Genomic DNA, 19,830 nt, shown 5'->3' with positions numbered 1-19,830 from the left:
CCGTCACGGCGTCAGAAGGTGAACGGCTGAGCGCGGACGCTGTTGTCGAAGTTCGACAGCAGCAGGTCGGGCTCGCCGACCGAGCGGATGTCGGGCAGCCTGGTCAGCAGCTCGCGGAACATCGTCCGCATCTCCTGCCTGGCCAGGTTGGCGCCGAGGCAGAAGTGCGGCCCGGGGCCACCGAAGCCGACGTGCGGCTTGGTCTCGCGGGTGATGTCGAACGTGTCGGCGTCGGGGAAGACCGACTCGTCCCGGTTGGCCGATCCGTAGAACAGGACGACCTTGTCGCCCTTCTTCAGCTCCAGCCCGCGCAGCGAGTAGTCCTCGGTGACCGTGCGCCGGAACTGCATGATCGGCGACACGTACCGGACCATCTCCTCGATCGCGCCGTTGATGTGCGTGTCGAAGTCGCTCATCAGCAGCTCGCGCTGCGCCGGGTTGTCGGTGAGGAGCTTGATGCCGTGAGCCATCGTGTTGCGGGCCGTCTCGTTGCCCGCGACCAACAGCAGCGAGAAGAACGAGCCGAGCTCCTTGTCGGCCAGCTTCTCCCCGTCGGGGTTGGCGTTGACCAGCAGGGACACCAGGTCGCCCTTGGGGTCGGCGACGCGCTCGTGGCCGAGCTTGATGACCATGCGCTGCAGGGCGAGCAGGGCCAGCATGTTCTGGCCGGCCATCTGGACGCTGCGGGCCAGGCTGGGGCGCACACCGGTGTACGCGGTGGAGATGTCGACGTGCTGGTGGACCTTCTCGCGCAACTCCTGCGGGATGTCCAGCATGTCGCAGATGACGTGGATGGGCAGCCGGGCGGCCACCTGGGCGACGAAGTCGCGCGGCCCGTCCCTGACGACGTCGTCGACGATGCGGGCACAGGCGGCCTCGATGTCGCTCTGCAGGCCGGCCAGCATCTTCGGGCTGAACGAGCGGGTGACGATCCGGCGCAGGCGGGCGTGGCGCGGGTCGTCCATGTTGACCATCGACTCCCCGAACACCTGCTTCACCCAGCCGGGCGGCTCCGGGTTGGTGACGGCGGGCTCGCTGGAGAAGATCTTGGCGTTGCGGCTGGCCTCGACCACGTCCGCGTGCCGTACGAGGGCGTAGAAACCCTTGCCTGAGCGCAGGAACGGCACCTTCTTCTCGGGGAAGAACACCGGATGCTCCGCCTGCCGGAGCCGGGCGAACGCCTCGTTACGCTCTTTCGGCGGCTTACGCCAGAAATCCAGATCCGCGAGATCGATGTCCACGCGTCTATCCTGGCACGTTCCCACCACGCCGTGGATCGCCAAGCGATGTGCATCCGGCTCTCCTGGGCCGTTCTCGCGCTGTTCAGGCACGGTTCGACCTGTGTGGACATTACTTCCGTTATGAACCTTCTCCTCGCCGCCTGCCTGGTTCTCCCTCTCGCCTCCGGCACGACTCCCGCCGCGGCACGGGCGTGCGGCGGGCACCCTCTCGACTTCGACGGCGACGGACGGCCCGACCTCGCCGTGGCCGCGCCCTACGACGACTCCCGGGCCGGGTCGGTGACCGTGATGTACGGGTCCGGGAAGAAGGTGAAGCTCACCCAGAACGGCGCCGAACCCGGTGACTCGTTCGGATCGGCGCTGGCCGTCGGCGACTTCAACGGGGACAAGTGCGCCGACCTGGCGGTCGGGGTGTCGGAGGAGTTCGTGGGGGCGCGGGTGCCGGGCGGAGACGGGAACGGGGTCGTCCAGATCTTCAACGGCTCGGTCGGCGGGCTGGTCCCGGGCAAGGAGCTGGCGCCGGCCAAGCCGTCCAGCGACCGGTTCGGGGCGGCGCTGGCCGCCGGTGACCTCGACGGGGACGGCAAGGACGAACTGGTCGTCGGCGCGCCCAGCCACCGCTCGGGCGGGGCGGTGACGGTGTACTGGATGAAGGGGCGCAAGCCGTACCAGATCACTCAGAAGACGTCGTGGGTGCGGCAGGCGGCGAACGTGACCGACCAGTGGGGCGCCGCGCTGGCGACCGGGGACTTCGACGGGGACGGCAAGGACGAGCTGGTCGTCGGCGCGCCCGCCGACAGCGTCACGCTGGACGGGCAGGGGTCGGTGACCGTCGTCGACGTACGGGCGAAGCGGGCGCGGCTGCTCACCCAGAGCAGCCCCGGCATCAAGGGGGCCTCCGAGAAGTGGGACGCGTTCGGGGCCTCGCTGGCCACGGGCGACTTCAACGGGGACGGGCGGGCCGACCTGGCCATCGGGGTGCCGAGTGAGGGGCTCAGCGCGAACCAGCGGGCGATGGACTACGGTGACGGCACCGTGGACGTCCTGTACGGGTCGCGCGGCGGGCTGACCACCCGCAAGAGCGAGGCGTGGTCGCAGAACACGCTCAAGGGGGTGCCCCGGTACTACGACCGGTTCGGGGCGTCGCTGGCCGCCGGGGACTTCAACGGGGACGGGCACGACGAGCTGGCCATCGGCGTGCCCGGGGAGAAGGCGGTCCAGGTGCTGGCGGGGCGGGCGTCCGGCGGGCTGACGCGGGTGGGCAACCTGCTGATCAAGGGCGAGGGGCGGGACTTCGGGGCCGCCCTGGCCGCTTTGCCGCTGAGTGGGCGTTATCGGGCGCTGGGGGCGCGGCGGCCGCTGTACGGGCTCGTGGTGGCGGCGCCGGACCAGGGGCTGGTCATGTACGCTCCCGGGTCCCGGAAGGCGGGGCTGAAGCTGGGCAAGGTGCGCCGGCTCAGCAAGGGCACGGGGCTGTACGGGTACACCTTCGGCTGAGCCGCTGACGTGCTGAGTTCCAGGGGACGGTGTGGGGCGGGGTTCGGGCCGGGCGTGACGCGGGTGGTCAGGTGGGGGGTGCGGTGGCGGTGGTGGGGAGGATGACGCGGAAGAGGGCGCCCTTGCCGGGTGAGCCTTCCGCCATCACGATCCCCCCGTGCGCCTCCACCAGCGTCGCCGCGATCGACAACCCCAGCCCCGACCCGCCCGCGCTCCGCGCCGGATCCGCCCGGTAGAAGCGCTCGAAGACGCGTTCGGCCACCTCCGGCGGGAAACCGGGCCCCTCGTCGGCCACCTCCACCACGGCCTGGTCCCCGTCCAGCCCGACCCGCACCTGGAAGGGCGTGCCGGGCGGCGTGTGGGTGAGGGCGTTCGTGACGAGGTTGTTGATCACCTGCCCGAGCCGCGACTCGTCCCCCGTCACGGTCACGTCCCCCTCACCCCCGAACAGCCGCACCAGCTCGATCCTGCGGTCCGGCGCCAGCGTCTGGGCGTCGATGACGGCGGTGGCGGCCAGGCTGAGCAGGTCCACGGGCCGCCGGGCCAGCTCCCGCCGCTGGTCGAGGCGGGCCAGCTGGAGCATGTCCTCCACCAGCAGCCCCATGCGGGCCGCCTGCCCCTCGATGCGGCTCAGCAGCCGTACGGCCTCCGCCAGGTCCTTCTCCTCCCCCAGCCGGTACAGCTCGGCGAACCCCCTGATCGACGTCAGCGGCGTGCGCAGCTCGTGGGAGGCGTCGGCCATGAACCTGCGCATCAGCTCCTCGGAGCGCCGGGCGGCCGTGGCGGACTGTCGGGCCGACTCTGCGGCCGCCTCGCGCTCGCGCGCCGCCGACTCGATCTGCGCGAGCATGCCGTTGAGGGAGCGGCCGAGCTTGCCGACCTCGGTGGTGGCCGCCCACATGGGCACGCGGCGGGACAGGTCGCCGCCCGCGATGTCCTTGGCCGTACGCGCGATCTCGCGGAGCGGGCGCAGGCTTCGGCGTACCAGCCAATAGCAGGCGAACCCGAGCACCACCAGCGTGCCGCCGCCGGCGACCCCCACGATCAGGGCGAGCTGCGAGACCGTGGCGTCCACGTCGTTCAGGTTGACGGCGATCACCCGGGTCTCGCCGTCCCGGACCGGCACGGCGGTGACGCGCCAGCTCGGGCCGCCGGCGGCGCGCGACTCGACGGTGAAGGGGTGGCCGTGGAGCTCCAGGACCGTGGCGAGGTCGAGCTTGGGCAGGGCGGGCGTGTGGTCTTCGGTGGACTCGCTGAGCGTCCTGATCGGGGCGCCGGTGGAGTCGAGGATCACGGCGTAGAACAGGCCGAAGAAACGCTGCGGGCGGGTGCCGGGACGGGGCTGGTCGGTGGGCGGCGGGGGCGGCTCGCGCAGCGGCCGGCTGGCCGCGAGCAGCTGCTGGTCCACCCGCTCGACGAGGTAGCCGCGCATCAGCCGTACGGCGAACAGGCCGGTCACGGTGATGGCGAGGGTGACCAGCAGGAGGGTCGCCGACACCAGCCGCAGCCACAGCGGGGACCTGGCCAGGTGTTTGCGGACCGCCGCGCCCTTCGCGCGGAGGTGTCGAGCGGGAGAGACGGCGCCGCTCATATGCGGGGCGGGCGCAGGATGTAGCCCACCCCGCGCAGCGTGTGCAGGTATTTGCGGTCCCCCGTGTCCACCTTCCGCCGCAGGTAGGAGACGTACGACTCGACGAGCCCGACGTCGGTGCGCCAGTCGCCGTTCCAGACGTGGTCGAGGATCTGCGTCTTGGACAGCACCCGGCCCACGTTGAGCATGAAGTACCGCAGCAGCCTGAACTCCGTCGGCGACAGCTTCACCGGGATGCCGTCGCGCCACACCTCGTGGCTCTCCTCGTCCAGCTCCAGGTCGGCCACCCGCATCCGGTTGGGCGGCGGCACGCCGCGCCGGGTGCGGCGCAGCACCGCCCGGATCCTGGCGATGACCTCCTCCAGGCTGAACGGCTTGGTCACGTAGTCCTCGCCCAGGCCCAGCCCCGCGATGCGGTCCTCGGGGGTGTCCTTCGCCGTCACGAACAGCACCGGGACCCGGCGGCCGCGGGACCGCAGCCTGCCCGCGACCGCCAGGCCGTCCAGGTCGGGCAGCATGACGTCGAGCATCACCAGGTCAGGTGAGCTCTCCTCGGCCACCCGCAGCGCCTCCATGCCGTCGGCCGCGGTCAGCACCTCGAAGCCGGCCATGCGCAGGCTGGCCGAGAACAGCTCCCTGATGTTGGGCTCGTCGTCGACCACCAGCAGCCGGGCTTCGGGCTCGCGCGTCATCGCGGGCCTCCTCCCAGGTTCCCCTGCGTGATCGACGTCGCGGTCACCGAACCGTCGCCGCCCTGCCGGCCGCGGACGACCACCGTGGTGCCGGTCTGGAGGTCGGTCACCTTCCCGGGCTTGGAGATCTGGACGGTCGTCTGGTCGTCGGTGGCGACCGTGACGGTGGAGCCGTCCATGGTCTTCACGTAGACCTTGCCGCCCTCGACCTTCTCGACGGTGCCGATGGTGCCTCCCCCGCCGCCGCCCATCCGCTGGCCTCCACCGTAACCGGGCGGCTGTCCGGATCCGCCGCGCTGCTGGCCGAAACCGCCCTGCTGCTGGCCGTACCCGCCGCCCATGGGGCGCTGCTGCGCCCCGGCGGCGGAGGCGGCCGGCGAGCCGAACAGGTTGGCGGCCTGAATGCCGATGAGGATACCGGCCACCAGCACGACGCCGGCGGCCAACGCCAGCGTGAGCTTGGAGGCGCCCTTCCGCGGCTGGACGGCGAGCTCCTCCTTCAGGTCGTCGGGGTACGGCGAGGAGTCGTCGAGCTGGGCCATGTCATTCTCCTTACTCGTGGCGCAGGGCCTGGATCGGCCTCAGCTTGGCCGCCCGGTTGGCGGGATAACTGCCGAAGAACAACCCGATCCCCACCGACACGCCCAGCGCGAGCGCCACCGACGACGGCACGAGGACCGGTTCGATGCCGGCCACGGTGAACCTGGTCCCGATGAACGCCACCAGCACCCCGGACAGCCCGCCGACCAGGCTCAGCAGCGTGGCCTCCAGCAGGAACTGGCCCAGGATCGCGCTCCTGGGCGCGCCGATCGCCTTGCGGATGCCGATCTCGCGCGTGCGCTCCGTGACGGTCACCAGCATGATGTTGGTGATGCCGATGCCGCCCACCAGCAGCGAGATCGCGGCCACGGCGCCCAGCAGCACGGTGAAGGTGCCGGTCGCCGCGCTGACGGTCTCCTGCAAGGTGGCCTGGTTGAGGATGCGGTAGTCGGCGTTGTCGTTCTTGATGCCGTGCCGCTGGTTGAGGATGGCCGTGACCTCGGCCTGCGCCGCCGTCGTGGTCTCCGCCCCGGACGCCTGCACGACGATCGAGTTGAGCGAGCCGAACCCGCTCAGGCTCTGCTGTACGGCGGGCAGCGGCGCGATGGCCACGTCGTCGGCGTCCTGCATGCCGGTGGACCCGGCCTCCTTCAGCACCCCGACGACCGTGAACGGCACGCCGGACACGCTGACCTGCTTGCCGATGGGATCGACGGTGCCGAACAGCTCCTCCACGACGGTCTGGCCGAGCACCACGACCTTCCTGGCGGCCAGCACGTCGTCGTTGAAGAAGTACGTGCCCTTCGTGACCGGCTTGTTGACGGCCTCGAAGTAGCTGGGGTAGGTGCCGACGAACTGCGAGATCGCGTGGCTGGCGGCCCCGTACGTGGCCGTCGAGGAGGAGGCGGTCACGACCGGCGAGACGCTCCTGACGGAGGGCGCCAGGGTCTTGTCGGTCAGCGCCTTGGCGTCGGTCAGGCTGAGCTGCCTGGCCTGGGTGCGCGGGCCGGTGTTCGTGCCGCCGCCGGACGCCCGCATGACGCCGCCACCACCGCCGCCGCCACCGCCGCCCGAGAACTGCGGGGAGATCGTCAGGGTGTTGGCGCCGAGGCGCTGGATGTTGCGCTGGATGCTCTGCGAGGAGCCCTCGCCGATGGCGACCAGCATGATGACCGCGGCGACGCCGATGAGGATGCCGAGCGTGGTCAGCGAGCTGCGCATCTTGTTGGCCAGCAGGCCGCGCAGCGCGAAGCGGAGGATCTCGAGCTGGTTCACCGGGCCGCTCCCGCCATCCGGGGCGGCGGGCCGTCCACCGGGCCCTGGCGGCGGTCCTCCACGATCTCGCCGTCCACCAGCCTGATCACCCGCTTGGCGTGCGCGGCCACGTCGTTCTCGTGGGTGATGAGCACGATCGTGCGGCCCGACTCGCTGAGCCGGTCCAGGATCTCCAGGACGTCGTGCGTGGAGGCGGTGTCGAGGTTGCCGGTCGGCTCGTCGGCCAGCAGCAGCGCGGGCGCGGTGACCAGGGCTCTGGCCACGGCCACACGCTGCTGCTGGCCGCCGGAGAGCTGGTTCGGCTCGTGGTGCACGCGGTCGGTCAGCCCGACCTGGTCCAGCGCCGCCAGGGCCCGCCTGCGCCGCTCGGCCTGGCCGATGCCGCCGTACACCAGCGGCAGCTCGACGTTGGCCAGCGCGCTCATGCGCGGGATCAGGTTGAACGACTGGAACACGAACCCGACCCTGCGGTTGCGCAGGATGGCGAGCTGGTGCTCGTCCAGCTGTCCCACGTCGGCGCCGTCGATCAGGTACGTGCCGGAGGTGGGGATGTCGAGGCAGCCGAGGATGTTCATGAGGGTGGACTTGCCGGAGCCGGAGGCGCCCATGATGGCGACGTAGTCGCCGCGCTCGACGTCCACGCTGATGCCGCGCAGGGCGCGGACCTTCGCGTCGCCCTCGCCGTACTCCTTGACCAGGTCCTTCACCTGCAGGACAGGGGGAACGTCCGGGGCCGTCATCGCCCGCCTCCCGGACCGCCGCCGCCGCCGGGCACCCCGCCGCCGCCGGGGAAGCCGCCCCCACCGCCGAAGCGCAGGTTGCCGCCCGTGGTGCTCGTCGTGGTCGCCGGGGGCACGATCTGGTCTCCCTCGGAGACGCCCGACTTGATCTCGGTCAGCGTCGTGCCCTGCACGCCGACCTCCACCGGGGTCCTGGTCTGCGTGCCGTTCCTGATCAGGGTGACCGTGGTCTGGCCGCCGCTGGTGGAGACCGCCGTCGAGGGTACGGTGACGACGTTGTCGGCCTGGCCGACCACGACCTCGACCGTGGCCGTCTGGCCCAGCCGCACCTGGCCCGGGACCTTCGTGAACGTCACCGTGACCGGATATTGCACGACATTGTTGCTGGTGGAGGCGACCGGCTGGATCTGGGTGACCTTGCCCGTGGCGGTCACCCCCGGCAGGGCGTCGAACGTGACCGTGGCCTCCTGGCCGTTCTTGAGCTTGCCGACGTCGGACTCGGTGAAGGTGCCCACGAGCTGCAGCTTGCCGGTGTCGGCCAGCTCGACGAAGCCGCCGGAGCTCTGAGTGCCGCCGGAGCCCGAGGACTGGCCCGTGCCCTGGCCGGAGGCCGCGCTCGAACCCGACCCGGAGCCGGATCCGGAGCCCGATCCCGAGCTGCTGCCGCCGACCGAGCCGTTCACCGCCGTGATCGTGCCCTTGAACGGCGCCTTCAGCACGGTGGCCGCGACCGTGCGCTGGGCCTCCCGGTAGGCGTTGCGGGCCTTGATGTAGGAGGCGTAGAGCTGGGCCGTCGAGGTCCCGTCGTCGACGGCCTCGTCATACGTGGCCTTGGCCGCCGACAGGCTCTCCTGCGCGGCGTCGTCGTCGATCCTGGCCAGGAGGTCGCCCTTGCTCACCTTGTCGCCGGCCTTGACGTAGACCTTCTCGACCGTCCCCGTCGTACCGAACGAGAGGGCCCTGGACTTGGAGCTCTCGACCGCGCCCGAAGCGGACACCGAGGCCACCACGGAGCCGCGGCTCGCGGTCACGGTCCTGACGGCCGTCTGGCCCGCCGCCTGTCCCGTGCCGAGCTGGGCGTACGCGAGCGCGGCACCGCCCAGCAGGAGCACCACCAGCGCTCCGTTGGTCATCAGCGCTCTGCGCCGTGTGGACACCTTCACAGGCGGTGACCCTTGCACACCAGGCTGCGCCGGAGCCGCGAGCGAGCTGAACGTTCGCTGACAACCTGAGGGTCCCTCCAGGTACACAGGTAACTCTTAGGCTGCTCGCAGCCTGGCGCGAGCCGGCTTCGCCAGGATGGGCCGCCATGAGACCGACTTTCGCGCTGGGCGGCCTCGCCCTCGCCGTGCTCGTGGCCGGGTCCGGCCTGGCGCTGGCGCTGCGCGACGACGCACCGCCCACCGTCCAGGTACGGCTCGCCGCCGCGCAGCGCGGCCAGGTCACGGCCACGGTCAGCGCGGCGGGCAACACCGTGGACGGCTCGCGCAGGGACCTGGCGTTCGGCTCTTCGGGGACGCTGACCAAGGTGTACGTCAAAGTCGGGACCAAGGTGAAGAAGGGGCAGGTGCTGGCCAGGGTCGACGGGCGGTCGGCGCGGGAGGCGTACACGGCGGCCAAGGCCGATCTCGCCGCCGCCGAGGAGGCCCTGGAGGACGCCCAGGAGAAGGCGGCGTCCCCGACCACCGCCGCCAGCCCCGCGGCCTGCACGCCGTCCGGGAACGGCGCCACGCCGGCCACGTCCGCCGGCGGGACACCTGCTGGTTCGGCGACACCCACCAGAGGCGCGACCCCCACAGGCACGGCGACATCCACGAGAGGCGCGACCCCCACGGGCCGGGCGAGCGGTGGCGTGGTCGGCGGCAACGGGGCGCTCGGGCCGACGGCGCCACCCGCCCAGGGCGTGTCCCTGAACAACGGGAGCCCGGCCACCGGCTCCACCCCCCGCCCCACCGGCACGCCGACCTCCGTGCCCACGGACCCCGGCCCCACCAACCCTGGGCCCGAGCCGCAGCCCATGGTCACGGTCACCGTGACGGCCACTGTGACGGCCACCGTCACCACGACCGTCACCGCCACCCCGACCGGCGGCGCTCCCCAAGGCGGCACCCCGGGCGGGGGCTCCGACCAGTCCGGGAGCCGTCCCACCTCGGACGCCACCCCGTCCGCCACGAGCTCCGGCAAGCCGTCCACCGGCGCGAAGCCGTCGGCGACCGGCCGCCCCACGGGCAGCGGCAAGCCGTCGGCGAGAGCGAGCACCAGGCCGACCGACGGCGCCGCCCGGCCGAACGCGCAGTCCTCCTGCAACCGCGGTACGGGCTCCGCGGGCCAGAGCCAAGGCCAGGCTCAGGGTCAGGGCGGCGTCAGCGAGGAGCAGGCCGGCGCGAACGTGGACCGCGCGCAGGCCGCCCTCGAACAGGCCGCCGACGCCGTACGGGCGACCCGCATCGTGGCCCCCGCGGCGGGCACGGTGCTGTCGCTGGCGGGCGCGGTCGGCGACCAGGCGGGCACCGGCACCTTCGTCAGCCTCGGCGACCTCAACGAGCTGCAGGTACAGGCCATGGTCACCGAGTCGGACGTGAACCGGCTCAAGCTCGGCCAGAAGGCCCGGATCACCCTGGCCACCCGGAACGGCCGGCAGTACGAGGGGACGATCACGGCCATCGCGCCGACCGCGACGGTGAGCGGCCAGCTCGTCCGCTACTCGGTCACCCTGGCCTTCGACGAGCCGCCCACCGGGCTCATGCTCGGGCAGACCGCCTCGGTGACGGTCACCACGGACACGGCCGCGGACGCGATCTACGTGCCCGCCTCGGCGGTCCGCAGCAGGTCGGACGGCGCCCAGGTGGTCACGATTCGGGCCGGCGGGCGGGACTCGGCGAAGGTGGTGCGGACGGGCGTCCGCGGCGACCAGTACGTGGAGGTGACCTCAGGGCTGCAGGAGAGCGACGAAGTGGTCATGTCGGGCGCGACGGACGGCGAGTTCCCGGACGCGAGCTGGCCCGGCGCCTAACCCCTGGACCGGCGCTTGACCCCCTGGACCGGCCCGGCACCTCCTCTCCCGCCGGGTCCCGGGCAGGGCCGCACGTGGCGCGTGCCGCCCCGGCCCGGCGCGCCCACCGGCGGCGCCACCCGGCGCCTCCGGTGGGCGCGGCAAACGCGCCCGGGAGCGCGGCCGGCCCGCCAGGCGTGTGCGCGGTTGAGCGGATTTTCAGGCTGCTCCCAGCAAACGTTCAGCCGACGCGCGGTGCGCCCGCCCGGCCGGCGGCCGCGGGACCGGTGGTCGCGGGGATGGTGAGCCGGTGAGCGGTCTTCGCCTGCGCGCCCCGCCGGGAGATGTAGTCCAATGTCCGGTAATCGACGGAAAGCTCATCCCGGGTCAGCCGCGCCATCAGATACCCCCGCCGCTGGTCGATGAAGGAGATGTGCGGGTTCTCCTGCAGCGCCTCCGCGATCCACGTCCGGTCCCGGTACCCGTCGCCGTCGCTCGCGATCGACGAGGCGATCAGCTCCTTGGCCACCACCGGCGAGTCCGGGTCGTCGAAGTCGGTCTTGAGCTCGGCCAGGTGGTGCATGTGCGCGTCCCCCGTCAGCACCACCGGGTTCTCGGTGCCCGCCAGCGACCCCAGCAGCCGCGTCCGCTCGGCGGCGTACCCGTCCCAGGAGTCCAGGTTCACCTCGCGCCCGGGCCCGACCTTGTAGTCGCGCTGCGCCATCATGATCTGCTGCCCCAGCAGGTTCCAGCGGGTGGTCGAGCCGCGCAGGCCGCTCTCCAGCCAGCGCCACTGGTCGGACCCGAGCAGCGTCCGCCCCGACGCCAGCCGGTCGTCGCACCCGGCCCGCACGCCGTCCAGGCACGCCTGGTCGTCGCGGAACTGCCGGGTGTCCAGCAGGTGGAAGCGGGCCAGCGTCCCCCAGGAGATCCGCCGGTTCACCCTGAGCACCGCCCCCTGGAGGCTGGCGCGGCGCAGCGGCATGTTCTCGTAGTACGCCCGGAACGCGTGCGTCCTGCGCGTGGTGAAGCCGGGCGCGTTCGTGCTGGAGACGGGCCCGGCCCAGTTGTTCTCCACCTCGTGGTCGTCGAACGCCACCAGCCACGGCGCCACCGCGTGCGCGGCCTGCAGGTCATGGTCGCTTTTGTACTGGGCGTGCCGCAGCCGATAGTCGGCGAGCGTCTCGCACTTGCCGGGCGTGTGGGTGCGTACGCGGCCGGCCAGCGCCGTGTAGCCGCTGGGGCCGTACTCGTACATGTAGTCGCCGAGGAACACCACCAGGTCGGGCTCCTGCTCGGCCAGGCGGCGGTAGGCCGTGTAGTAGCCGTGCTCGTAGTGCGCGCACGCCGCCACCGCGAAGTTGAGCGGTGTCTCCCCGGCGGGGGTGGTCCTGGTGCGGGCCGCCGGGGAGAGCCTGCCCTCGCTTCTGAAGCGGTAGAAGTACTCGCGCCCCGGCTCCAGCCCGTCCAGCTCGACGTGGACGCTGTGGGCGTCGCGCGACCTGGCGGTGGCCGTACCGGACCTGACGATCTTGGAGAAGCGCTCGTCGGCCGAGACCTGCCAGTCCACGTCCACGTCACGGGCGGGCATGCCGCCGCGGCCGTCGCCGGCCAGCGGGTCGAGCGCCAGCCTGGTCCACAGGACGAAGCCGTCGGCCGACGGGTCGCCGGAGGCCACGCCCAGCATGAACGGGTCGGATCTGAGGGTTCTGGCCGCTGCCGCCGGTGTGGCGGTCTGGGGGAGGAGGAGTCCGGCTGTCGCCGCTGTCAGGAAGGCTCTGCGGTCCACGTTCACAGGTATGTCCGCCCGCGCTGACCCGGCCGTGACAGCCGAGTCAAGCACGGGTGAACAGCATCAGTCGTCCTGTTCGCGAGGTTTGGCCTCGGCCGATGACCTCACTGAGCGTTCATCCGATGGCTCCGTGAACGCCAGACAACGTTCCGCGGAGCGTGGCCGCGTCCGTGAAGTGCACGCCGGTCATGCCCGCGCGCTCGGCGCCCTCGACGTTCTCCTCACGGTCGTCGATGAAGACGACCTCGGACGGGTCGGCGCCCAGCGCGCGGGCCATCGCGTCGTAGATCTCCCGGTCGGGTTTGACCAGGCCCATCCTGCCGCTGTAGAAGCGGTGGCCGACCTCGGCGATCCAGGGCAGCTCGTCCAGGCCGTCGCCGACGCAGACGGGCATGTTGGACAGCAGCGCCACGTCACGCCCGGCCCCGATCAGCTCGCCGAGCAGGGTGATCGTGCTCTCGTTCGGGTACGCCCAGCTCGCGACGTCCATGGCGACCAGGCGGGCGAGCTCGGACCGGGTGACGGGCCGGTCCAGCACGGCCGACCAGTAGTCCAGCGGGCCCAGGCTCCCCCGGTCGAACTCCAGGCGGTGCTCCCAGTAGCCGTGCCGGAACGCGTCCGGGTCCGCGCCCACCGCCCGCGCCATGGCCTCGTTGTCGGACTCGAGCTGGGGCAGGCACAGGACGCCGCCGTAGTCGAACACAATCCACGTCATGCCAGGAATGGTCGCAGATGCGGGTCGAGCGCTGGGCAACCTAGGTACTTCTCGACCGTGTGAAAGTCGATCCAGTCCAGGTTGACCAGCTCTTCGGCGTCGATGCCGGTGAAGCTGACGGCCAGGTTGGGCGGGATGGCGGCGATGTCGTCCTTGTCGGCGATGTTCACCCAGCGCCTGACGCCCGGGGGGCGTTCGCCGTGGCCGTTGATGGGGGTGGGCAGGAGGCGCTCGAAGACGACGTTGCGCATGCCGAGCGGGCTGCCCAGGGTGATCAGGAGGTCGATCCGGAGGCTGGGGTCGCCCCACAGCGTCTCGTACGCGACCACGCTGCCGAGCGAGTGGGCGATCACCACCTTGGGCCGGTTGCGCCTGATCGCGTCGGCCACGGCCTGCCGGCACCTCTCGCGCTTGCCCTCGTCCGTGAGGTACGCCGCCACCTCCGGCGCGAACAGCTTGGCGAACGCCGCCGACCTGCCGTCCAGCCGGTCGAGCAGCCAGCCGGTGAACGACTTGAGCGCCCCCGTCACGTGCTCGCCCACGCCCAGGTTCTTCGCCCAGGCGACGAGCACCTGCTGGATCTGGCCCTCCGTCGCCGCGGCGGCCCTCGCCTCCTCCTCGCCGCCCTTGCCGCTGTGCAGGTGGTGCGAGAAGTAGGCGACCTCGCTGAAGTACGGCCGCGCCTCGCCCCCGAGTGCCACCTGCAGGTAGCGGTCCCACTTGACCCGCATGGCCTCGGCCGCCCCGGTCGCGGACCGCCCGGCCTCGAGGTAGTAGTTGTACTTGCCGATCCCGTGCACGCCGACGATCGCGGTCACAGTGCCTCCCCCACCCGTGATTTTCACGCGCGATAGTGGCACACGTCACTTGCAGTCCGCCATCGAGAAAACCGGGAAAATGCCGTTGCGCGCGGCATAGATCGCCCCATTTACTGTTAATGCTGGTGAGAGAACAGGAGTCCCGCCCATGCCCGGCCCGCTGATCGTCAACGACTCGATCGTCATTCCCGACGTCGAGCTCGTCTGGCGTTTCTCACGTTCGTCGGGCCCAGGCGGCCAGGGCGTCAACACCACCGACAGCCGCGTGGAGCTCGTCTTCGACGTGGCCGCCAGCACCGCGCTGCCGCCCGCGCTGAAGGCCAGGGCGCTCGACCGGCTGGGCTCCCCGACGATCACGATCGCCGCCTCCGAATACCGCTCCCAGCTGCGCAACCGGGAGGCCGCGGCGCACCGCCTGGCCCAGCGCCTGCGCGAGGCCATCGCCCCGCCGCCGAAGCGCCGCCGCCCGACCAAGCCCAGCCGCGGCGCCGTCGAGCGCCGCATCGCCGCGAAGAAGCAGCGCTCCGACCTCAAGCGCCTGCGCCGCGAACCCTAGCGGGGCCGTGAGCCCCAACCGAGCCCCCAGCCCTAACCGGGCCCTGAGCCCTGGCCGATCAGGCGGGGCAGGTCCGTGATGGTGGTCGACAGGTAGTCCGCCACCGGCTCGGGGACCAGGTGCCGGGACGTGATCTCCGAACGGTTCAGCCGTACCCGCTCCACCTCGTACAGCCCCCGCGACGGGTCCTCGAACTCGGGCCCGTGCCGCAGCCCCGGATCCATCGCCACCAGGCGGCAGCCGTAGACGTGCTGCGTCTTGAGCTCGCCCTTCCACGGGTACGACAGCGTGACCAGGGGTGTCACCGCCGAGACGGTCGCGCCCAGCTCCTCGAGCAGCTCCCGGTGCAGGGTGTGCTCCAGCGTGTCGTCCCCCGGTTCGACATGCCCTCCGGGGATGCTCCAATAGACGTCGCGTCCCGGAACCGTACGACGGAAGATCACCAGCCGCTCGTCGTGGTCGAGCAGGACACCGCGGACACTGGGTCGCATAGGGACACCCTATTTGACCGGTATGTCCTTCCGGTAGCCTAACCTACGGTACCGTAACCTGAAGGAGAAGATCTTTTATGGCGATGACTCAGACGGAGCTGCTGCACGAGCTGGAGCCCGTGGTGGCCGTGGAGCTCGACCGCCATCACACGATGGCGAAGGAGTGGTTCCCGCACGAGTACATCCCGTGGAGCGAGGGCCGCGACTTCGACGGCATCTACGGGGGCGAGGCGTGGCAGGAAGGCGACTCCAAGATCCCCGAGGCGGCCCGCATCTCGCTCATCGTCAATCTCCTGACCGAGGACAACCTCCCCAGCTACCACCACGAGATCGCCAGCACGTTCGGCCGCGACGGCGCCTGGGGCACCTGGGTGCACCGCTGGACGGCCGAGGAGGACCGCCACGGCACCGCGCTCCGCGACTACCTCACGGTCACCCGCGCCGTCGATCCCGTGGCGCTCGAGCGCGCCCGCATGCACCACATGGAGAACGGCTTCACCACCGAGTACGGCACCATGCTCCAGCAGCTCGCGTACGTCTCCTTCCAGGAGCTGGCCACCCGCATCGCGCACCGCAACACCGGCAGGGCCTCCGGCGACGAGGGCTGCGAGCGCCTGCTCGCCAGGATCGCCGCCGACGAGAACCTGCACATGCTCTTCTACCGCAACCTGCTCAAGGCCGCCTTCGAGCTGGACCCCAACCAGACCATGCGCGCGGTGACCGACGTCGTCACCACGTTCCAGATGCCGGGCTCGGGCATCGAGGGGTTCACCCGCAAGGCCATGATCATCGCGAACGAGGGCATCTACGACCTGCGCCTGCACCTGGACGACGTGCTGATGCCGGTGCTGAAGCAGTGGTCGGTGTTCGACAAGACCGGGCTGGACGCCGAGGGCGAGCAGGCCCGCGAGCAGCTGTCCGCGTTCCTGGCCAAGACCGAGACCACGGCCGCCAGGTTCGTCGAGCGCCGCGAGGAGCGCCGGGCGCGCGCCGCCGCCCGCTGATCGGGCCCCCAAGGCACGTCGCTGACATCTGGCGAGGAGCGCCGCCGTGGAATGATCCTGCGCTATGGATCTCCCCACCCAGCTGCTCCTCAGCGTCTTCACGCTCCTGATGATCATCGGCCTGGCCACGGCGGCGCAGCGCCTGCTGGGCGTCAGGTTCGGCAGGCTGCGCACGTTCCTGGCTGCGCTGGTCGCCTTCGGGCTGGCGCAGCCGATGCTGGAGCCGATCCTGACCTCGCTCGGCCCCATCGGCCGCGAGAACCCGCCCGCCGCGCCGGCGCTGGGGATCCTGCTGCTCATCGTCATGAGCGTGGTGCTGATCCCCATGGTGATCCTGGTGATCGCCGAGGCACTGGTGCCGCCGGGCTCGGTGCCGGGGCCGCTGGAGCTCGTCAGGTCCGTACGCGGCCGCCTCTCCCGGGCCAGGCGCTACTCGCAGATCACCAGGATCGCCATCAAGCACGGCCTCGGCCCGTACCTGCGCGGCCGGGGCGAGCGGCTCGACGACCGCCCGGGGAAGGTGCGGCTGGCCAGGTCGCTGCGCGAGGCCCTCGACGAGGGCGGCGTCACGTTCGTCAAGCTCGGCCAGGTCCTGTCCACCCGGCGCGACCTGCTGCCCGCCGAGTTCGTCGAGGAGCTGGGCCGGCTGCAGGACCAGGTCGCCCCGGCGCCGTGGCCGGAGATCGAGCCGGTGCTCGCCGCCGAGCTGGGCGGGCCGGTGGACGAGGCGTTCGCCGAGTTCGACCGGACACCGCTGGCCGCCGCCTCCATCGGGCAGGTCCACGCCGCCCGCCTGCACTCGGGCGAGAGCGTCGTGGTCAAGGTGCTGCGGCCGGGCATCTGGCCGGTGGTCTCGAAGGACCTCGACATCGTCCGGCGGCTGGCGGCCACGCTGGAGTCCAGGACCCGCTGGGGCCGCTCGCTCGGGCTGCGCGACCTGGCCGACGGGTTCGCGACGGCGATCCGCGAGGAGCTCGACTTCCGGGTGGAGGCGGCCAACATGGCGGCCGTCACCGCCGGCGGCGGTGTCACGTACCCCGCCCCGATCAGCGCCATGTGCACCGAACGCGTGCTCGTCATGCGGCGCCTGTCCGGCCGGCCCGTCACCGCCGCCGCCCCCGAGCAGGGCCCGCAGCTGGCCCGCGACCTGCTCGACTGCCTGCTCAGGCAGATCCTGATCGAGGGCGTCTTCCACGCCGACCCGCATCCCGGCAACCTCATGCTGCTCGACGACGGCACGCTGGGGCTGCTCGACTTCGGCGCGGTCGGGCGGCTCGACGACTCCGTGCGCTCGGCGCTGCGGCGCTTCCTGCTCGCCATGAACCGCCAGGACCCGCTGGGCGTCACCGACGCGCTGCTCGAGGTCGTGCCCAGGCCGGAGGACATCGACGAGGCCGCGCTCGAACGGGCGCTCGGCCAGTTCATGGCCAGGCACGTGACGGCCGGCATGGACAGCGCGCAGATGTTCACCCACCTGTTCAGGATCGTCTCGGCGTACGGGCTGTCGATCCCGCCCGAGGTGGCCGCCGTCTTCCGCGCGCTGGCCACGCTGGAGGGCACGCTCGTGCGCCTCTCCCCCGGGTTCGACCTCATCGGCGAGGCCCGGTCGTTCGCCGGCCGCCATCTCGCCGAGCGGATCACCCCGGAGACGATCAAGGAGTCCGCCACCCAGGAGCTGGTCGCGCTGCTGCCGATGCTGCGCCGCCTGCCGCGCCGCGTCGAGCGCATCGCGAGCGCCGCGGAGCACGGCCGGTTCTCCATGAACGTGCGGCTGCTGGCCGACGAGCGCGACCGCCGCTACGTGACGGGCCTGCTCCACCAGGTGCTGCTGACGGTGCTCGGCGCCACGGCCGGAGTGATGGCGGTCATCCTCCTCGGGACGGCCGGCGGCCCGCCGGCGCTGGCGAACACCACGCTGTTCCAGCTCATCGGCTACAACCTGCTGGTGATCGCCGCCATCCTGGTGCTGCGCGTCCTGGCCCTGATCTTCCGCCGCCCGCGCGCCTCGGACGATCACCCGGCGCGGCGATAGGACGCGAACGGGCCCCAATCGTGTCTTGACCCGGCGCTGGTCTTGGACATCCGAGACATCGGGCAGGTTCCTGGAAACTTCGGAACCGCTCGGGAGCAGAGGGTGAAAATCATCGGGATCGCCGCCAGTCTCCACGCGGGGTCGTTTATCAACAAATTGCTGGATGCGGCGGGTGGCGAGCTGCCCGTGGGCGTCGACTTCGCGGTGTGGCCGGGGCTGGGCGAGATCCCGCCGTACGCGCACGGGCCGGTGCCGGTCATGGCGCGCGAGCTCATCGGGCTGGTCGCCGCGTCCGACGCGGTGCTGCTGACCGCTCCCGAGCACAGCCTGCTGCCGGAGGAGCTGACGTACGCGCTGGACTGGATGTCGGCGCGCAACGGGCTGTCGGGCAAGCACGTGGCGGTGATGAGCGCGAGCGCGCGGGCGTGCGGCGCGATGTGGGCGCAGGCGGAGCTCTACAAGCACCTTCAGGCGGCGGGCGCCGTCGTGATGGGGGCCGAGCTGGTGATCTCCCCGGCCTGCCCGCACTTCGACAAGGACGGCCATCTCACGGATCCCGCCCTGCGCGCCCAGGTGCGCAGGGTGATCAGCCAGCTGTGCCCCTCCGAGGTCATGGAGCCCGCGCTCTCGCTCTGACCCTCCTCAGTCCGTCGCCGGCGGCGCGTCATCCGCCGGGCGAACGAGCTCGATCCGGTGGTCCTCGACCTCGCCGCTGTCGGCCCATCCCGTGGGCAGGGCCGTCGCCTGGGCGGCCAGGCGCAGCCGCATCCAGGTGAGGCCGGTGCGGAATGTCTGCGGCAGACTCCAGCGCAGCTCCGCGGTGGTGGCGTCCTTGGCGACCTGCGCGGTGGCCCGCTCGTCGGTGTCGAAGCGGCCGTCGTGGTCGGCGTCGATCCACCCGGTGAGGTACGCGGGCGACCCGGCCCGTACGGGCACCGTCAGCGTGCCGACCCGGTCCTTGACGGTGATCTCCGCCGGGGAGCCGGTCACGGCGTCGTCCTCGTCGGCGCTCACCTCGCGGGCCGCCGTGCTCACCTCGTCCAGATGGTCGGCGGTCGCGGAGGCCCCCAGGAAGGAGTCGGTGATCGCGTGGGAGGCCGCTCCGTACGAGGCGGGCGCGTCGGAGTCGTCCTCGGCCAGCGTGATCTTGAACGCGGCCCACAGCTGCGGGCCCGGGCCCCCGAGCGCGTAGCGCACGTCACGGGCGCTCAGCCGGATCGTGAACGCGGTGACGGTGCCGTTCACCTTGGCCGTGCCGCAGGTGTAGACGACCCCGCAGGTGGTGGACTTGACGGGACGGACCGCTTCCGGCTCGATCGAGTCCGCCGTGACCCGATAGCCGGGGAAGCCGGCCGCCGCGGAGAAGGCGGGCGTGGCCGGGGTCCCGTCGACCAGGTCGACGGCGGGCCAGTAGTCGTCGCGGCCGCGCCTCGGGTCGCGCGACACGCCGCCCGTGCCGAACACGTGCAGGTGGGGGTCGCGTACCGGCCGGGAGAACGTGAACGTCAGCTTGGCCACGCCGCTCCAGCCGCCGGGCCGGGCCGCGAAGTCCTCGTAGAGGTCCATGAATCCCGCCGTCATCTTGGCGTTGGCCGGAACGAGGAATTCGTCGTCGGGCGCCCACGTGCTAGCGGTCAGCACCTCGGCGGAGGCCACGCGCGTCTCCCCGATCATGGTCTTGCGCACGGTCACCGTCACGCCGGACGGCGTCCGCCCCGAGGCCGTCGCCGGCGAGTTGGTGAAGGACGACGGCGCGTCCTCGGCGACGGCCCCCGGGACGCCGGCGAACACCGTGACCACGCAGGCCAGCACCGCGTGAAGAACCATTCTCGCTCCCCCAGAAGCAGCTCTGCC

At 71.7% G+C, this 19,830-nt stretch carries 18 protein-coding genes; 6 read left to right on the top strand and 12 right to left on the bottom strand.

Features of this window, described 5'->3' with window-relative positions:
- Nucleotides 1-11: 11 nt before the first annotated feature.
- Nucleotides 12-1,241 (bottom strand): cytochrome P450, encoded by a 1,230-nt coding sequence (locus ACWDRB_RS06475; RefSeq protein WP_449892091.1) that lies wholly within the window; start codon nt 1,239-1,241, stop codon nt 12-14.
- A gap of 120 nt (nt 1,242-1,361) precedes the next feature.
- On the opposite strand from ACWDRB_RS06475, the gene ACWDRB_RS06470 reads away from it, so the two are divergent.
- A complete protein-coding gene (locus ACWDRB_RS06470) occupies nt 1,362-2,738 on the top strand; it encodes an FG-GAP and VCBS repeat-containing protein (RefSeq protein WP_449892090.1) in 1,377 nt (458 codons plus the stop codon).
- A gap of 67 nt (nt 2,739-2,805) precedes the next feature.
- Here ACWDRB_RS06470 and ACWDRB_RS06465 read toward each other — a convergent pair whose 3' ends face one another.
- From ACWDRB_RS06465 to ACWDRB_RS06440, 6 genes are read right to left on the bottom strand one after another with little or no spacing between them, the layout of a single operon-like run.
- Nucleotides 2,806-4,329, bottom strand: coding sequence for a sensor histidine kinase (locus ACWDRB_RS06465; protein WP_449892089.1), 1,524 nt, complete (start codon nt 4,327-4,329; stop codon nt 2,806-2,808).
- Nucleotides 4,326-5,021 (bottom strand): response regulator transcription factor, encoded by a 696-nt coding sequence (locus tag ACWDRB_RS06460; RefSeq protein WP_350726732.1) that lies wholly within the window; start codon nt 5,019-5,021, stop codon nt 4,326-4,328. The genes ACWDRB_RS06465 and ACWDRB_RS06460 overlap by 4 nt, the downstream gene beginning before the upstream one ends.
- Entirely contained in the window at nt 5,018-5,563 is a 546-nt protein-coding gene (locus ACWDRB_RS06455) for a hypothetical protein (protein ID WP_363964164.1), read from the bottom strand. Before ACWDRB_RS06455 ends, ACWDRB_RS06460 begins: the two co-directional genes overlap by 4 nt.
- A 10-nt stretch (nt 5,564-5,573) precedes the next feature.
- The gene (locus ACWDRB_RS06450; RefSeq protein WP_350726728.1) at nt 5,574-6,836 is read right to left on the bottom strand and encodes an ABC transporter permease; all 1,263 of its coding nucleotides are present in this window, start codon (nt 6,834-6,836) and stop codon (nt 5,574-5,576) included.
- Complete coding sequence (locus ACWDRB_RS06445; protein WP_449892087.1) at nt 6,833-7,576, bottom strand: ABC transporter ATP-binding protein; 744 nt, start codon at nt 7,574-7,576, stop codon at nt 6,833-6,835. Before ACWDRB_RS06445 ends, ACWDRB_RS06450 begins: the two co-directional genes overlap by 4 nt.
- Nucleotides 7,573-8,709: an efflux RND transporter periplasmic adaptor subunit gene (locus ACWDRB_RS06440; RefSeq protein ID WP_449892086.1), complete on the bottom strand. Its 1,137-nt coding sequence runs from the start codon at nt 8,707-8,709 to the stop codon at nt 7,573-7,575. The genes ACWDRB_RS06445 and ACWDRB_RS06440 overlap by 4 nt, the downstream gene beginning before the upstream one ends.
- A gap of 176 nt (nt 8,710-8,885) precedes the next feature.
- Here ACWDRB_RS06440 and ACWDRB_RS06435 point away from each other — a divergent pair, with 176 nt between their 5' ends.
- The gene (locus ACWDRB_RS06435; protein ID WP_449892085.1) at nt 8,886-10,589 is read left to right on the top strand and encodes an efflux RND transporter periplasmic adaptor subunit; all 1,704 of its coding nucleotides are present in this window, start codon (nt 8,886-8,888) and stop codon (nt 10,587-10,589) included.
- A 220-nt stretch (nt 10,590-10,809) separates the two neighbouring features.
- Here the strand turns inward: ACWDRB_RS06435 and ACWDRB_RS06430 are convergent, their stop codons facing one another.
- The 3 genes from ACWDRB_RS06430 to ACWDRB_RS06420 all read right to left on the bottom strand — a co-directional run bounded on the left by ACWDRB_RS06430 (nt 10,810) and on the right by ACWDRB_RS06420 (nt 13,893).
- Nucleotides 10,810-12,357, bottom strand: a complete 1,548-nt coding sequence (locus ACWDRB_RS06430; protein WP_449892084.1) for an alkaline phosphatase D family protein — start codon at nt 12,355-12,357, stop codon at nt 10,810-10,812.
- A 118-nt stretch (nt 12,358-12,475) separates the two neighbouring features.
- Nucleotides 12,476-13,075, bottom strand: coding sequence for an HAD family hydrolase (locus ACWDRB_RS06425; protein ID WP_397366284.1), 600 nt, complete (start codon nt 13,073-13,075; stop codon nt 12,476-12,478).
- On the bottom strand, nt 13,072-13,893 hold the full coding sequence (locus ACWDRB_RS06420; RefSeq protein ID WP_449892083.1) for a hypothetical protein: 822 nt from the start codon (nt 13,891-13,893) through the stop codon (nt 13,072-13,074). The genes ACWDRB_RS06425 and ACWDRB_RS06420 overlap by 4 nt, the downstream gene beginning before the upstream one ends.
- 148 nt (nt 13,894-14,041) lie before the next feature.
- Between ACWDRB_RS06420 and arfB the strand changes: the two genes are divergently transcribed.
- Nucleotides 14,042-14,449 (top strand): alternative ribosome rescue aminoacyl-tRNA hydrolase ArfB, encoded by a 408-nt coding sequence (gene arfB, locus ACWDRB_RS06415; RefSeq protein WP_185073280.1) that lies wholly within the window; start codon nt 14,042-14,044, stop codon nt 14,447-14,449.
- A gap of 32 nt (nt 14,450-14,481) precedes the next feature.
- On the opposite strand, the gene ACWDRB_RS06410 is transcribed toward arfB, so the two are convergent.
- The gene (locus ACWDRB_RS06410; RefSeq protein WP_449892082.1) at nt 14,482-14,940 is read right to left on the bottom strand and encodes an NUDIX domain-containing protein; all 459 of its coding nucleotides are present in this window, start codon (nt 14,938-14,940) and stop codon (nt 14,482-14,484) included.
- Nucleotides 14,941-15,017: 77 nt separating this feature from the next.
- Between ACWDRB_RS06410 and ACWDRB_RS06405 the strand changes: the two genes are divergently transcribed.
- From ACWDRB_RS06405 to ACWDRB_RS06395, 3 genes are all read left to right on the top strand, one after another.
- Complete coding sequence (locus tag ACWDRB_RS06405; protein ID WP_449892080.1) at nt 15,018-15,944, top strand: acyl-ACP desaturase; 927 nt, start codon at nt 15,018-15,020, stop codon at nt 15,942-15,944.
- 64 nt (nt 15,945-16,008) lie between these two features.
- The gene (locus tag ACWDRB_RS06400) at nt 16,009-17,976 is read left to right on the top strand and encodes an ABC1 kinase family protein (protein WP_449892079.1); all 1,968 of its coding nucleotides are present in this window, start codon (nt 16,009-16,011) and stop codon (nt 17,974-17,976) included.
- Between the two features lie 102 nt (nt 17,977-18,078).
- Nucleotides 18,079-18,612 (top strand): NADPH-dependent FMN reductase, encoded by a 534-nt coding sequence (locus ACWDRB_RS06395; RefSeq protein ID WP_449892078.1) that lies wholly within the window; start codon nt 18,079-18,081, stop codon nt 18,610-18,612.
- 6 nt (nt 18,613-18,618) lie between these two features.
- Here ACWDRB_RS06395 and ACWDRB_RS06390 read toward each other — a convergent pair whose 3' ends face one another.
- Complete coding sequence (locus ACWDRB_RS06390; RefSeq protein WP_449892077.1) at nt 18,619-19,803, bottom strand: GEVED domain-containing protein; 1,185 nt, start codon at nt 19,801-19,803, stop codon at nt 18,619-18,621.
- Nucleotides 19,804-19,830 lie beyond the last annotated feature (27 nt).

The sequence above is a fragment of the Nonomuraea sp. NPDC003707 genome (genome assembly GCF_053587055.1).
Note: the sequence above shows the minus strand (reverse complement) of the source record. Positions and strands in the feature narration are given on the sequence as shown.